The organism is Sphingomonas sp. NCPPB 2930, assembly GCF_042867205.1.
Taxonomy (GTDB): Bacteria; Pseudomonadota; Alphaproteobacteria; order Sphingomonadales; family Sphingomonadaceae; genus Sphingomonas.
This window is the reverse complement of the sequence record NZ_JBHZQU010000005.1, coordinates 1-14,371: the sequence shown is the minus strand read 5'-3', so window position 1 is coordinate 14,371 and position 14,371 is coordinate 1. Positions and strand designations below refer to the sequence as shown.

The 14,371-nt window shown below is 68.9% G+C and carries 12 protein-coding genes; 10 read left to right on the top strand and 2 right to left on the bottom strand.

The features are described 5' to 3' along the window. The first annotated feature begins 86 nt into the window (after positions 1–86). The 7 genes from ACFX59_RS07760 (at position 87) to ACFX59_RS07730 (ending at position 9,766) form a co-directional block, all read left to right on the top strand. Positions 87–2,144 carry a M13 family metallopeptidase gene (locus ACFX59_RS07760; protein WP_387431228.1) on the top strand — a complete coding sequence of 686 codons (2,058 nt, stop codon included), beginning with the start codon at positions 87–89 and terminating at the stop codon, positions 2,142–2,144. Positions 2,145–2,217: 73 nt separating this feature from the next. After that, complete coding sequence (locus ACFX59_RS07755; protein ID WP_387431226.1) at positions 2,218–4,626, top strand: response regulator; 2,409 nt, start codon at positions 2,218–2,220, stop codon at positions 4,624–4,626. Between the two features lie 25 nt (positions 4,627–4,651). Continuing rightward, entirely contained in the window at positions 4,652–5,002 is a 351-nt protein-coding gene (locus ACFX59_RS07750; protein WP_307099237.1) for a response regulator, read from the top strand. Between the two features lie 92 nt (positions 5,003–5,094). After that, a complete protein-coding gene (gene ilvD, locus ACFX59_RS07745; RefSeq protein WP_387431224.1) occupies positions 5,095–6,816 on the top strand; it encodes a dihydroxy-acid dehydratase in 1,722 nt (573 codons plus the stop codon). Then, a complete protein-coding gene (locus tag ACFX59_RS07740) occupies positions 6,803–7,189 on the top strand; it encodes a hypothetical protein (RefSeq protein ID WP_387431222.1) in 387 nt (128 codons plus the stop codon). Before ilvD ends, ACFX59_RS07740 begins: the two co-directional genes overlap by 14 nt. After that, the gene (locus ACFX59_RS07735; RefSeq protein WP_387431220.1) at positions 7,186–8,565 is read left to right on the top strand and encodes an NAD(P)H-hydrate dehydratase; all 1,380 of its coding nucleotides are present in this window, start codon (positions 7,186–7,188) and stop codon (positions 8,563–8,565) included. The genes ACFX59_RS07740 and ACFX59_RS07735 overlap by 4 nt, the downstream gene beginning before the upstream one ends. Before the next feature lie 4 nt (positions 8,566–8,569). Continuing rightward, a complete protein-coding gene (locus ACFX59_RS07730; protein WP_309695898.1) occupies positions 8,570–9,766 on the top strand; it encodes a class I SAM-dependent RNA methyltransferase in 1,197 nt (398 codons plus the stop codon). On the opposite strand, the gene truA is transcribed toward ACFX59_RS07730, so the two are convergent. Further along, entirely contained in the window at positions 9,748–10,497 is a 750-nt protein-coding gene (gene truA, locus ACFX59_RS07725; protein ID WP_387431217.1) for a tRNA pseudouridine(38-40) synthase TruA, read from the bottom strand. The two genes, ACFX59_RS07730 and truA, sit on opposite strands and share 19 nt — an antisense overlap. After that, positions 10,494–11,399 carry a methionyl-tRNA formyltransferase gene (fmt, locus tag ACFX59_RS07720; RefSeq protein ID WP_387431215.1) on the bottom strand — a complete coding sequence of 302 codons (906 nt, stop codon included), beginning with the start codon at positions 11,397–11,399 and terminating at the stop codon, positions 10,494–10,496. Before fmt ends, truA begins: the two co-directional genes overlap by 4 nt. A 53-nt stretch (positions 11,400–11,452) precedes the next feature. Between fmt and recR the strand changes: the two genes are divergently transcribed. The 3 genes from recR (at position 11,453) to rmuC (ending at position 14,164) form a co-directional block, all read left to right on the top strand. Then, complete coding sequence (recR, locus tag ACFX59_RS07715) at positions 11,453–12,049, top strand: recombination mediator RecR (RefSeq protein WP_387431212.1); 597 nt, start codon at positions 11,453–11,455, stop codon at positions 12,047–12,049. Positions 12,050–12,094: 45 nt separating this feature from the next. After that, positions 12,095–12,616 carry a peptide deformylase gene (gene def, locus ACFX59_RS07710; protein ID WP_309695892.1) on the top strand — a complete coding sequence of 174 codons (522 nt, stop codon included), beginning with the start codon at positions 12,095–12,097 and terminating at the stop codon, positions 12,614–12,616. Between the two features lie 84 nt (positions 12,617–12,700). Further along, positions 12,701–14,164 (top strand): DNA recombination protein RmuC, encoded by a 1,464-nt coding sequence (rmuC, locus tag ACFX59_RS07705; RefSeq protein WP_387431210.1) that lies wholly within the window; start codon positions 12,701–12,703, stop codon positions 14,162–14,164. Positions 14,165–14,371: the final 207 nt, after the last annotated feature.

Sequence of the window (14,371 nt, the reverse complement as noted above, 5' to 3'; positions counted from 1 at the left end):
ATCGGTTTGGCGTGGGTTTCTAACGGTTTGACTAGCCGTGTCGTCCCGCTACAACCGTCGCATCACTGTCCTGTTCGGGAATTTCGATGCGCTCTCTGCTGGTCGCCGCTCTTCTGTCCACCGCGATTACTCCCGCTTTCGCCCAGACCCAAAACCCCGTCGACAAGGCCGCCGTCGGCCCGGTCAAGCCGCATGCCAAGAATGGCCCCGAAATCGGCGATTTCGGCTTCGACATGGCGGGCCGCGACACCACGGTGAAGCCGGGTGACGATTTCTTCGACTATGCCAACGGCACCTGGTACAAGACCACGACGATCCCCGCCGATCGCTCCTCCTATGGCATGTTCCACGTCCTGCAGGACCGCTCGCTCGAGCAGACCCGCACCATCCTGGACGACGCGGCCAAGCGGCCGGGCGACAAGGTCGGCGATTTCTATACCAGCTTCATGGATGAGGCGGCGGTCAACGCCAAGGGCGTCGCGCCCGTCAAGCCGTGGCTGAACCAGATCCGCGCGACCCAGAGCCGCGACGCGCTGGCGGTCGAGATGGCCAAGCTCCAGCGGCAGGGCGTCGGCGCGCCGTTCGGCGTCTATATCGGCCAGGACGACAAGGCGCCTGACACCTATATCGCCAATTTCGGCCAGAGCGGGCTCGGTCTGCCCGACCGCGATTATTATCTGAAGGACGACGCCAAGCTGGCGACGATCCGCACCGCCTATCAGGCCTATCTCGCCAGGATGCTGACGCTGGCGGGCGAGCCCAATGCCGAGGCGCGCGCGGCGGCCGTGTTCAACTTCGAAAAGGCGCTGGCGGGCGTCCACTGGACCCGGATCGAAAGCCGCGACGCGGACAAGACCTATAACAAGTGGTTGGCGGCGGACTTTACCGCCAAGGCGCCGGGCTTCCCCTGGGCGCAATATATGCAGACGCTGGGTATTGCGGGTCGCCCCGCCTATCTGGTCGCGCAGCCCAGCGCGATCATCGGCGAGGCCAAGCTGTATAGCGAGACGCCGCTGAACGTCCTTCAGGACTATGCGATGCTGAAGGTCCTACGCAGCTATGCGGGCTATCTGTCGAGCGACTTCGACAAGACCAACTTCGCCTTCTACGGCACCACCCTGTCGGGCACGCCCGAGCAGCAGGCGCGGTGGAAGCGCGGCGTCGGCCTCGTCTCCAACGGGCTGGGCGAAGAGGTCGGCAAGCAATATGTCGCCAAATATTTCCCGCCGGAATCGAAGGCCGCCGCCGACGCGCTGGTCCGGAACCTGATCTCCGCGATGGGCGACCGGCTGCGCGATCTGGAATGGATGGCGCCCGAGACCAAGCAGAAGGCGCTGGCCAAGCTCGCCGCCTTCACGCCCAAGATCGGCTATCCCGACAAGTGGAAGGATTATTCGGGGCTTCGGATCGACCGGAACGATCTGGTCGGCAATGTCGCACGCGCCAATGCCTTCGAGTTCCAGCGTGATCTCAACAAGCTGGGCCAGCCGATCGATCGCGGCGAATGGTTCATGACGCCGATGACGATCAACGCCTATGCCAACCCGCCGATGAACGAGATCGTCTTCCCGGCGGCGATCCTCCAGCCGCCCTTCTTCGATCCGAAGGCTGATCCGGCGGTGAACTATGGCGGTATCGGCGCGGTGATCGGGCATGAGATCAGCCACCATTTCGACGATCAGGGCCGCAAATATGACGCGACCGGCAAGCTGACCGACTGGTGGACGCCGCAGGACGTGGCGCGGTTCAAGACCTTCACCGACGCGCTGGTGAAGCAATATGACGGCTATGAGCCGCTGCCCGGACAGCATGTCCAGGGCGGCCTGACGCTGGGCGAGAATATCGCCGACCTGGCGGGTCTGACCGTGGCGCTCGACGCCTATCACAAGTCGCTGGGCGGCAAGCCCGCGCCGATCATCGACGGGACGACCGGCGACCAGCGCTTCTATTATGGTTGGGCGCAGGTGTGGCGGACCAAGTGGCGCGACCCCGCGCTGCAACAGGCGCTGCTGTCCGATCCGCATTCGCCCGGCCATGAGCGGGTGCTGACCGTCCGCAACCTCGACCCCTGGTACAAGGCGTTCGGCGTCAAGCCGACCGACAAGATGGCGCTGACCCCGGCGCAGCGCGTCCGCATCTGGTAAGCGGGCCCCGCATGGGGGCATGGTTCAGGATCGCGCTTGACCCATGCCCCGTCGGCGGACGATGAGTCGCACCATGGCGATCGCGTCTTCCGAAACCCTGTCCCCCGTCCGTGCCGCCGCGCTCGTCTCGACCCTGGGCGGTACGGCGGCGGCGGGGTTGATGTTCTTCGCGATCCGGAACTGGATCGTCGCGGCCGGCTTTCTGGCGACCGCGCTGCTGATGCTGGCCATCCTCGTCATGTGGCGGCTGCTCAGCCCGCGCGCGCAGGAGATGCGGCGCACGATCGACTGGGATTTCGCGCGCGTCGTCGCCGATGCCAGCCATGACGCGATCGCGGTGACCGACCGCGCCGGGCGTCTGGTCTGCGCCAACGAGGCCTATGCCGCGCTGTTTCCCGGCATGCCGACCCCGCCGGGCGTCCCGCTGGACGGCCCGTGCGTCGAGGCGCTGGCCCAGGCGGGGCGGACGGCGTGGCGCGACGGACTGGGCCGGGCCGACCGGATCGGGGTGATGGGCACTGAGCTGTCGGTGCTGGTCACCCGGTCGGGGGACGAGGCGGACCTGCTGGTCTGGCGCTTCGCCATCGCCGAGGAGCAGGACCTGGCCGAGACGGTCGAGCAACTGATCGGCGGCATCCATGGCGACCGGCTGGGCGCGGCGGGGATCATGGCGGCGCTGATCGCTCCCGATGGCCGCGTCCGGGCCGCCAACCGGGTGCTGTGCGCGCGGGCGATGGGCGGCGAGATGGAGTCGATCGTCGGCCGCGACTTCGCGACCTTCCTCGCCCACAGCCCCTCCGGCCAGATCCGGTTCGTCGCCGAAAAGGATGCGGCGACCCAGCACAGCCTGCGCATCCTGCAAATCCCCTTTGTCGAGGGCGAGGGCGCGCCGATGCTGGTCGTCCTGCTGGACGAAGAGCAGCAGATGGTCGCGCCCACCGGGGCGAATGCGGGCAACCATGTCCGTGGGCTCGTCTCGCTGATGCCGTTCGGCATCGCGCTGGTCGACCGGGACGGGCGGTTCCTCCAGATGAACTCCGCCTTCATGCGCGCGGCCGGGGTGAATGGCGGGCAGCCGCCGCTCTATCCGGGCGACCTGGTGGTGCGCGAGGACAAGGCGGCGGTGGCGGACGCGATTCGCCGCTTTGCCGGGGGGGCGACCCATTCCGCCGACATGGCGGTCCGGCTGAAGGATCATCCCGAGGAACCCGTCGCGCTGACCATCGCGGGCGCGCGCGGGCTGGGTGATGCCGCCGTGCTGTTGAGCCTGAAGGACAATTCCGAGGAAAGTCGCCTCAAGCGCGAAGTGGCGCAGGCGACCAAGATGCAGGCGGTCGGCCAGCTGGCGGGCGGCGTCGCGCATGACTTCAACAACATCCTGACCGCGATCATCGGGCATTGCGACCTGATGCTGATGCGCCATTCGCCCGGAGACAGCGATTATGACGACATCCAGCAGATTCGCACCAACTCCAACCGCGCGGCGAGCCTGACCCGCCAGTTGCTGGCCTTTTCCCGCCAGCAGACGCTGCGCCCGCAGATCCTGCAACTGCCCGATGTCGTGTCCGAGGTATCGAACCTGCTCAAGCGGCTGCTGGGCGAACGCGTCCGGCTGGACGTCAGCCATGGCCGCAACCTGGGCCCGATCCGCGCCGATCCGGGGCAGCTGGAGCAGGTAGTCGTCAACCTGGCGGTCAATGCGCGCGACGCGATCCTGGAGAATGAACCGGCGGGCGGCGGCATCCTGACCATCCAGACCCGCGGTGTCTCGATGGCCGACGTGCGCGCGATGAACCACGACATCCTGCCCGCCGCCGACTATACCGCGCTCATCATCAGCGACAACGGCACGGGCATTCCGGTCGAGATCCTGCCCAAGATCTTCGAACCCTTCTTCACCACCAAGGAAATGGGGAAGGGGACCGGGCTGGGCCTGTCGACCGTCTATGGCATCATCAAGCAATCGGGCGGCTATATCTTCGCCGAATCGCCATCGGGCGGGGGGGCGCGCTTCTCCATCTATCTGCCGGTCCATGCGGCCCCGGCTGTGCCCGTCGGCAAGGCGGTGGAGGTCAAACCGGCTCTGCCTGCGCCGACGCCCTGGGGTTCGGGCACGATCCTGCTGGTCGAGGACGAGGACATGGTCCGCGCGGTTGCCGAACGCGCGCTGACCCGGCAGGGCTATACCGTCCTGTCGGCGGAAAATGGCGAGGCGGCGCTCGACATGCTCGACAGGCATGGCAAGCCCGACCTGCTGATCTCCGACGTGGTCATGCCGACCATGGACGGGCCGACGATGGTCGGGCTGGTCCGCAAACGCTATCCCGACCTGGCCGTGCTGTTCATGTCGGGCTATGCCGAGGAACAGCTGCGCAAATCGATCACCCTGCCCAATGTCGGTTTCCTGCCCAAACCCTTCTCAGTCCAGCAGCTTGCCGAGGCCACGCAGATCGCGCTGGCGCAACAAGCGGCTGGCGGATGACGCAAAGCATGATATGGCGGTGCCGATGACAGAGCCCGTGCAGATCCTCATCGTCGAGGACGAACCCCTGATCGCCATGATGCTGGAGGACTTTCTGGACGTCCTCGACAAACAGGTCGCGGGCACCGTGGACAGCGTCGACGACGCGCTGGCCCGGGTGGCCGAGGGGGGTATCGACGCCGCCATCCTCGACGTCAACCTGCGGGGCGGCCAGAAGAGCACCCCCGTCGCCGAAGCGTTGGCGGCGCGCGGCGTGCCCTTCGTCTTCGCGACCGGCGGGTCGGACGATGCGGTGGACGAACGCTTCCGCGACCGCCCACGCTTGCAAAAGCCGTTCACCATGGACGGCGTGGCCAAGGCGCTGGGGTCGCTCTGACCGTTCCGACGGGGTGCGAAAAGCCCCGTCGATGGCATGGCTCGCGAAATTTGCTTGCGTGGGCGGGGTGTCTGGCGACATAGGGCTGCGTCATGACACGCCAATTCGACAAGTCCCGCCTGCCGTCCCGCCACGTTTCCGTCGGCCCGGAGCGTGCGCCGCACCGCAGCTATTACTACGCCATGGGTATCCAGGAAGAGGATATCGCCAAGCCGTTCGTCGCGCTGGCGAGTGCGGGTAACAATTCCGCCCCCTGCAACACCACCCTCGATGCGCAGGCCGATGCCGCGCAGGGCGGGGTGATCCGCGGCGGCGGCATGCCGCGCCGGTTCAACACCATCACCGTGACCGACGGCATCGCGATGGGCCATCAGGGGATGAAGTCCTCGCTGGTCAGCCGAGAGGTCATCGCGGATTCGGTCGAGCTGTCGGTGCGCGGCCATTGTTATGACGCGCTGGTCGGCTTTGCCGGGTGCGACAAGTCGCTGCCCGGCATGATGATGGCGATGCTGCGCCTGAACGTGCCGTCGATCTTCGTCTATGGCGGCTCGATCCTGCCCGGCCGCCACCAGGACCGTGACGTGACCGTGGTCGACGTGTTCGAGGCGGTCGGCCAGCATGCGGCGGGCAATTGTCCGCTCCATGACCTGATCGCGCTGGAAAAGGTCGCCTGCCCCGGCCACGGCGCCTGTGGCGGCCAGTTCACCGCCAACACCATGGCGTGCGTCGGCGAGGCGATCGGCCTGTCGCTGCCCAACAGCAACATGATGCCCGCGCCCTTCCTCGACCGTCACGGCATTGCCGAGGCGGCGGGCGAGCAGGTGATGGAGTTGGTCGCGCGCAACCTGCGCCCGCGCGACATCTGCACCCGCGAAGCCTTTGAGAATGCCGCGCGCGTCGTCGCCGCGACCGGCGGCTCGACCAATGCCGGGCTTCACCTGCCCGCGATGGCGAACGAGGCGGGGATCGACTTCGACCTGTTCGACGTGGCCGAAATCTTCAAGACCACCCCCTATATCGCCGACCTCAAGCCCGGCGGCCGCTATGTCGCCAAGGACATGTACGAGGCGGGCGGCGTCTATATGCTGATGAAGACGCTGCTGGCGGGCGGCTATCTGCACGGCGACTGCATCACCGTCACCGGCAAGACGCTGGCCGAGAATATCGACGAGGTGACGTGGAACCCCGACCAGAAGGTCATCTATGACGTGAAGACCCCGATCACGCCGACCGGCGGCGTCGTGGGCCTGCGCGGCAGCCTGGCGCCCGAGGGGGCGATCGTGAAGGTGGCGGGCATGAAGCGCCTCCAGTTCGAAGGCACCGCGCGCGTGTTCGATTGCGAGGAAGAGGCGTTCGCCGCCGTCGAGGCGCGCGAGATCATCGACGGCACCGTGGTCGTCATCCGCTATGAAGGGCCCAAGGGCGGTCCGGGGATGCGCGAGATGCTGTCGACCACCGCCGCGCTCTATGGCCAGGGGCTGGGCGAGAAGGTCGCGCTCATCACCGACGGGCGCTTCTCGGGCGGCACGCGCGGCTTCTGCATCGGCCATGTCGGGCCCGAGGCGGCCGATGGCGGCCCGATCGCGCTGGTCGAGAATGGCGACACCATCCGCATCGATGCCGAGGCGGGGACGATCGACCTGGACGTGGCCGAAGATGTGCTGGCTGAGCGCCGCGCCCGTTGGACCCCGCGCATGAACGATTACCAGTCCGGCGTGTTGTGGCGCTATGCCCAGAATGTCGGCCCGGCGCACCAGGGCGCCGTCACCCATCCCGGCGCCAAGTCCGAGCGCCATGTCTATGCGGATATCTGAGTCCGTCTGTCTGGCCGGCGCCCTGGCGCTGGCCGGATGTTCGGGGCGGAGCGATGGCCAGGCCGGGGATGACGCCGCCGCCGCCGCTCCGGCCCAAAAGCCCGGTCTCGCCATTGCCTGTGCCCGGGCGGGGAGCGCGCGATTTTCGCAGGACTGTACCGTCGAGCAATCGGCGGCGGGCGATGCGGTGATCCTGACCCTTCGCCATTCCGATGGCGGATTCCGGCGGCTTAAAGTGACGCAGGACGGTCACGGCGTCGCCGCCGCCGATGGCGCGCTTCCGGCGCAGGTCACGATCGCGGGCGATCGGGAGATCGAGATCGCCATCGGCCCCGACCGCTATCGCCTGCCTGCTACGGTCGGCGCGCGATGATCCCGATCGCTGGCCGCACCGTCCTGACCGCCGAGGCGATGCGCGCGGCCGAGGCGGCGGTCTTTGCATCGGGCCTCGACCCGACCGCGCTGATGCGGCGTGCGGGAGAAGCGGTGGCCCAGGCCGTGGCCCGGCTCGCGGGTCCGCGCGAGGTTCTGGTCCTGTGCGGCCCCGGCAATAATGGCGGGGACGGCTATGTCGCCGCCGCCACGCTGAAACATCTGGGCGTCGCCGTCCGGGTCGCGGCGAGCGACGAGCCGCGCAGCGACGGTGCGCGCTGGGCTCGCGCGCTTTGGGATGGCCCGGTCGAGCTGCTGGCCACGGCGCGTCCTGCGCCAGTGCTGGTCGATGCGCTGTTCGGGATCGGCCTGTCGCGGGCGCTCGATCCCGTGGTGCAGGCGGCGCTGGCGCGGCTGGCGGGCGAGGCCTGGCTCGCCATCGCGGTGGACATGCCCAGCGGGGTCGCAAGCGATGACGGCGCGATAGGGGGCGAGGTGCCCCGCTTCGACGTGACGCTGGCGCTGGGGGCGGTGAAGCCCTCGCATCTGTTGCAACCCGCCGCCGGTCGGATGGGGCAGGTGCGGCTGCTCGATATCGGCGTGCCGGTCGAGGGCACGACCCATGTGCTGGATCGCCCCGCTTTGCCCGAGCCCGACGCCCGATCGCACAAATATAGCCGTGGCATGGTCGCTGTGGTGGCGGGGAGCATGGCGGGAGCGTCGGAACTCGCCGCCACCGCAGCCCTCCGCGCCGGGGCGGGCTATGTCCTTCATTTGAGCGCAGGGGCGTCCGCCGTCGTGCATCCGCATGCCATCGTCCGCCGCGACTATGCGCCCGAAGCACTGGACGAGCAGCGGATCGGCGCGATTGTCATCGGCCCCGGCCTGGGCCGGGATGGCGCCGCCAGCGCCCGGCTGGCGGCGGCGCTGGGCAGCGGTCGTCCGCTGGTCGTCGATGGCGATGCGCTGCGGCTGATCGATGCCGACGCGCTGGGGCAGCATATCGGCCCCAAGATCCTGACCCCGCATGGCGGCGAGTTCAGCCATCTGTTCGGCGATGGCCCCGGCAGCAAGCCCGATCGCACCCGCCGGGCGGCCGAGCGGACCGGGGCGGTCGTCGTCCATAAGGGCGCCGACACGGTCATCGCCGCGCCTGATGGCCGCACCATCCTGTGCCCGGAGGCCAATTCCTGGCTGTCGACCGCGGGGACCGGCGACGTGCTGGCGGGCGCGGTCGGCGCGATGCTGGCGGCCGGGCTCGATCCGTTCGAGGCGGCGGCGGCGGGCGTGTGGCTTCATGCCGAGGCGGCGCGGCGTTGCGGGGCGGCTTTCATCGCCGACGACTTGGCAGACGCGCTTTCCGCCGTCAGAGGCTGATCGCATGAGCGATATCATCATCCGCGTTGCCGCACGCGGCGACGGCGTGACCGAAAACGGCCGCCACGCCGCCTTTGCCGCCCCCGGCGACCTGCTGGAGGCGGACGGCACCGTCACGCCCGGCCCGCATCACCAGGAGCCGCCCTGCGGTCACTTCCCCCGCTGCGGCGGATGCCAGCTCCAGCATCTGGACGACGAAAGCTATGCCGCCTTCGTCACCGATCGGGTCGCCTCCGCGCTGGACGCGCAGGGGCTGGCCGCGCCGCTTCGTGCCACTCATGTCTCGCCGCCGCGCAGCCGCCGTCGCGCGACGCTGCATGCCGAGGCGAAGGGCGGGCGCGTGATGATCGGCTTTTCGGAGGAAAAGAGCCACGCGATCGTCGACATCGCCGAATGCCATATCCTCGACCCCATACTGTTCGCGCTGGTCGCACCCCTGCGCGCGCTGCTCCAGCGGCTGGGGTTCAAGCGGCGCGGCGACGTGCACCTGACGCTGGCGGACCAGGGGGCGGACGTCCTCGTCACCAATTTCTCGCCGGATGGCCTCGAAGCGGCGGAGACGATCATCGGTTTTTGCGAGCGGCACGGCGTCGCGCGATTCGCGGTCGATGACGGGCTGGGCCCGGAGACGCGCTGGGAGCCCGAGCCGGTGACGGTGACGCTCGGCGGCGTGGGCGTGCCCCTGCCGCCCGGCGCCTTTCTCCAGGCGACGCGCGATGGCGAGGCCGCACTGGTCTCGGCGGTGCGCGAAGCGGTAGGCCGGCCGCGCACGACCGCCGACCTGTTCGCCGGGCTCGGCACCTTCGCGTTGGCGCTGCCCGGCAAGGTCTATGCGGCCGAGGGTGCGCGCGACGCGATCCTGTCGCTCAAGGGGGCCGCCAATGCGCAGGGGCGGCCGGTCTTTGCCGAGCATCGCGACCTGTATCGCCGCCCGCTGACCAAGGCGGAGCTGGACCGTTTCGACGCGATCGTGCTCGACCCGCCGCGCGCGGGCGCACGCGATCAGGCGGCGGCGCTGGCCAGCGCCAATGTCGCCTCGGTCGCCTATGTCTCGTGCAACCCGGCCAGCTTCGCGCGCGACGCCCGCGAGATGGTCGACCAGGGCTGGCAGCTGGAATGGGTGCAGCCGGTGGGCCAGTTCCGCTGGTCCACCCATGTCGAGCTGGCGGCGCGCTTCGTGCGTCAGCCGTCCGAGGGATAATCGGCCGCGACGAAGAACAGCCCGTCCGACGGCGCGTTCAGCCCCAGCTGCGCGCGGTCGCGGGCGAGCAGTGCCGCCTCGACATCGTCCGGCGTCCAGCGGCCCATGCCGACCAGCGCGAGACAGCCGACCATCGAACGCACCTGATGATGCAGGAAGGACCGGGCGGCGGCGCGGATATAAAGGCGGGCATCGACCCGCTCGACCGACAGCAGGTCGAGTGTGCGGACCGGACTGTCCGCCTGGCAATGGACCGAGCGGAAGGTCGTGAAGTCGTGCCGCCCGACCAGCCGGGAGGCCGCCTCGGCCATCGCGGCCTCGTCCAGCGGCTGGGGCACCTGCCACGCCAGCCCCGCCTCATGGGTCAGGGGGGCGCGGCGGTTGACGATGCGATATTCGTAAGAACGGCGGATGCACGAAAAGCGCGCATGCCAGTCGTCGGCCACCGTGACGCAGTCCAGCACCGCCACCGGATTGGGTCGGATGCGCGCGTTGATCGCCTCCATCAGACGGAAGGGCGCGATGTCCTTGGCGATATCGACATGCGCGCGCATCGCCAGGCCGTGCACCCCCGCATCGGTGCGCCCGGCGGCATGGACGGCGGTGCGCTCGCCGGTCACGGCATGGATCGCATCCTCCAGCGCCTGCTGCACGCTCGGCCCATGCGACTGGCGCTGCCAGCCCATGAAGGGCCGCCCGTCAAATTCGACCGTCAGCGCGAAACGCGTCAAAGCCGCGTTCCCGCCGGGATCGCAAAGCCGCGCAGCAGCTCGTCCGCGCTCGACACGCCGCGTCCCGCCCGCTGGACCGAGACGGCGCGCAGCGCGCCTTCGCCGCACGCGATGGTCAGCGAATCGTCCAGCACCGCGCCGGGGGCCCCTTCGGCCTCGACCGGCTCGGCGGCGAGCAGCTTGACCCTCTCCCCCGCGACCTCGAACCACGCGCCCGGTGCCGGGTTGAACGCACGGACCTGTCGCTCGACCTCGACGGCGGGGCGGGTGAAGTCGATCCGTGTCTCCGCCTTGTCGATCTTGGCGGCATAGGTCACGCCCTCCTCAAGCTGCGTCCGCGCAGGATAGCGATCGGGGTCTTCCAGCACCCGGACCATCAGCCGCGCCCCCATCGCCGCCAGCTCGTCGGTCAGCTCGCCGGTCGTCTTCCGCCCGATCGGGGTGGCGTCCTCCAGCTTGACCGGGCCGGTGTCGAGCCCCGCCTCCATCTGCATGATGCCGACGCCGGTCACCGCATCCCCCGCCAGGATCGCCCGCTGGATCGGCGCGGCGCCGCGCCACCGGGGCAGCAGCGAGCCATGGACGTTCAGGCAGCCGAGGCGCGGCGCGGCCAGGATCGGCCTGGGCAGGATCAGGCCATAGGCGGCGACCACCGCGACATCGGCGGCGTGCGCGGCGAACCGCGCCTGTTCCTCCTCGCCGCGCAACGACACGGGGGTGAGGACGGGGATGCCCAGTGCCTCGGCCGCCTGCTGCACCGGTGAGGCGACCAGTTGCCGCCCGCGCCGCCCGCCGGGGCGGGGCGGCTGGCTATAGCTGGCGACGATGTCATGCCCGGCCTGCGCCAGGGCTTCCAGGACCGGGACGGCAAAGCCCGGCGTGCCCATGAAGATGATCCGCATGGCAATGCCTCTCTGCGCTGGCGGGACGGCGCGCAACCCCCTATCTGTTCCCCATGGCATCCCCCGAGATCGAGGCGCTGGCCCAGGCGCTGGCGCGCATCCCCGGCCTTGGCCCCCGTTCGGCGCGGCGCGCGGTCCTGCACCTGCTCAAGAAGCGCGAGGCGGCGCTGGCCCCGTTGCTGTCGGCGCTGGCGGCGGTCGAGGAGCGGCTGGAGACCTGTTCGACCTGCGGCAATATCGACACCGCGAACCCGTGCGCGATCTGTGCCGATCCCCGGCGCGACGCGGGCGCGCTCTGCGTGGTCGAGGAGGTGGCGGACCTCTGGGCGCTGGAGCGGTCGCGGCTGTTTCCGGGGCGCTTCCATGTGCTGGGCGGCCGCTTGTCCGCGCTGGAGGGCGTGCGGCCCGAAGACCTGGCGATCGACGCGCTCGTCCGCCGGATCGAGGGCGGCGGCATCGACGAGGTGGTGCTGGCGATGAACGCCACGCTGGAGGGGCAGACGACGGCGCATTACATCGCCGAGCGGATCGAGCGCTTCCCGGTCCGCGTGACCCAACTGGCGCATGGCCTGCCGGTCGGCGGCGAGCTGGACTATCTGGACGAAGGGACGCTGGCCCAGGCCCTGCGTGCGCGCCGGCCTGTGGTCTGACGCCCCGGCTTGACGCTTTTGCCCATGCGCCGTAGCGAAACCGTCATGGCCATTCTTCCGATCGTCGAAGTTCCCGACCCCCGTCTGCGTCTCGTCTCCAAGCCGGTGGAGGCGGTGGACGACGGCGTGCGCCAGCTCGTCACCGACATGATCGATACCATGTACGACGCGCACGGCATCGGCCTGGCGGCGATCCAGGTCGGCGTCGACAAGCGCGTGCTGGTCATCGACCTTCAGGAAGAAGAGGATGAAGAGGGCAAGCCGGTCAAGAACCCGCGCGCCTATATCAATCCCGAGATCCTGTCGGTCAGCGACGAACTGTCCAGCTATAATGAGGGCTGCCTGTCGATCCCCGAGCAATATGCCGAGGTGAAGCGGCCCGCGCGCTGTCAGGTGAAGTGGCTGGACGAAAAGGGCGAGGCGCATGAGGCCGAACTCGACGGACTGCTCGCCACCTGCATGCAGCATGAGATCGACCATCTGAACGGCGTGCTGTTCATCGACCATGTCAGCCGGTTGAAGCGCGACATGCTGATGCGCAAGCTCAACAAGATGCGCAAGGGCTGATCCCTTTCGCGCGAATGGGCCTGTTCGTTCGGGCCCGTTCGATCTATGTTCCGGCCTGTTCTTTGGTTCTGACAGGTTGTGACAATGCCCGAATTGATTGCCGTCGCGCTGCTGGCGCTGTTGCTGGGCGGACTGGCCGGATGGCTGGCGGCCCGGCGCAAGGCCGACGGGCTGGCGGGGGAGCTGGCGACGGCCAAGGCGCGCGCGGCCGAGGTCGATCCCTTGCGCGCCGCCCGTGACGCCGCCGAGCGTGACAAGAGCGATGCGCTCCAGGCGCTGGCGGAGTTGCGCGGGCGCGCCGCCGACCTCGACATGATCCGCGCCGCGCGCGACGCCGTGGAGGCCGAGCGCAATGCGGCGCTTCGCGAACTGGCCGAGCTGCGCGCCCGGTCGCAGGAGCGCGAGGCCGCGCATGCCCAAGCGCTCGAGGCGCTGGGCCAGGCACGCGAGCAGATCAACAGCCAGTTCGGCGAGGCGGCAGCACGCGCGCTCGAAGTCGCGCAGCGGCAATTCCTGGAACGCGCCGAGGCGCGCTTCCGCCAGTCGGAGGAAGCCTCGGGTCAGACGCTCAAGGCCTTGCTCGATCCCGTCCACCAGCGGCTGCAACGCTATGAGGAAGGGGTGCGCAAGGTCGAGGACGAGCGTCGCGACGCATTTGGCGAGCTGAAGGGCCAGATCGAGGCGATGCGGATCGGCCAGGAGCGCGTCTCGGGCGAGGCGGCCAAGCTGGTCAACGCGCTGCGCAACGCCCCCAAGGCGCGCGGGCGCTGGGGCGAGCAGCAACTGCGCAACGTGCTCGAAAGCTGCGGCCTGTCCGAACATGCCGATTTCCAGACCGAGGTCAGCGTCGCGGACGGCGAGGGCGGCCGGCTGCGCCCCGATGCGATCGTACGCGTGCCCGGCGGCAAGGCGCTGGTCATCGACGCCAAGGTGTCGCTCAACGACTATCAGGACGCGTTCGGCGCGGTCGACGAGGTCGAGCGGCTGGCGGGCCTGTCGCGCCATGCCGCCGCGATGCGCGCGCATGTGAACGGGTTGGGCAATAAGAGCTATTGGAACCAGTTCGACGACGCCCCCGATTATGTCATCATGTTCGTGCCGGGCGAGCATTTCCTGTCGGCGGCGCTGGAACATGACCCGACGCTGTGGGACTTCGCCTTCGACAAGCGGGTGCTGTTGGCGACGCCAACGAACCTGATCGCGATCGCGCGGACGGTGGCTGCGGTGTGGCGACAGGAAAAGCTGGCGCAGGAAGCGCGGCAGATCGGCGCGCTGGGCAAGGAGCTGTACGCGCGCCTTGCCGTGATGGGCGGGCATGTGTCGAAGCTGGGCAAGAATCTCGACACCGCGATGACCGCCTATAACGCCTTTGTCGGCAGCCTGGAGAGCCAGGTCCTGACCAGCGCCCGCCGGTTCGAGGCGTTGAACATCGACACCGGCGGCAAGAGCATCGAACAGCCGCCGATCGGCGAACAGGCGGCGCGGCCGCTGACGAAGTTGATGCCGGTGGCGGAACTTGCGGGCGAGGGGGCGGAGATTTCCGGCTAGGGCTGCTGACAATTGGGGCGAGGTCGGGGCGTGGCCTTCGACTTCGCTCAGGCTGAACGGAGGTGGGGTGGGGCGGCTATGGTCATAGTCTCTCCCTTAGTCTTAGGGCGGATCGACATTCAGTATTGCTTCTTCTTCCCCTCTCCCCTGGAAAGGGGAGAGGGTTAGCGAAGCTTGCCAGCCTGCTGGCTAGCGCAGCTTGGGTGA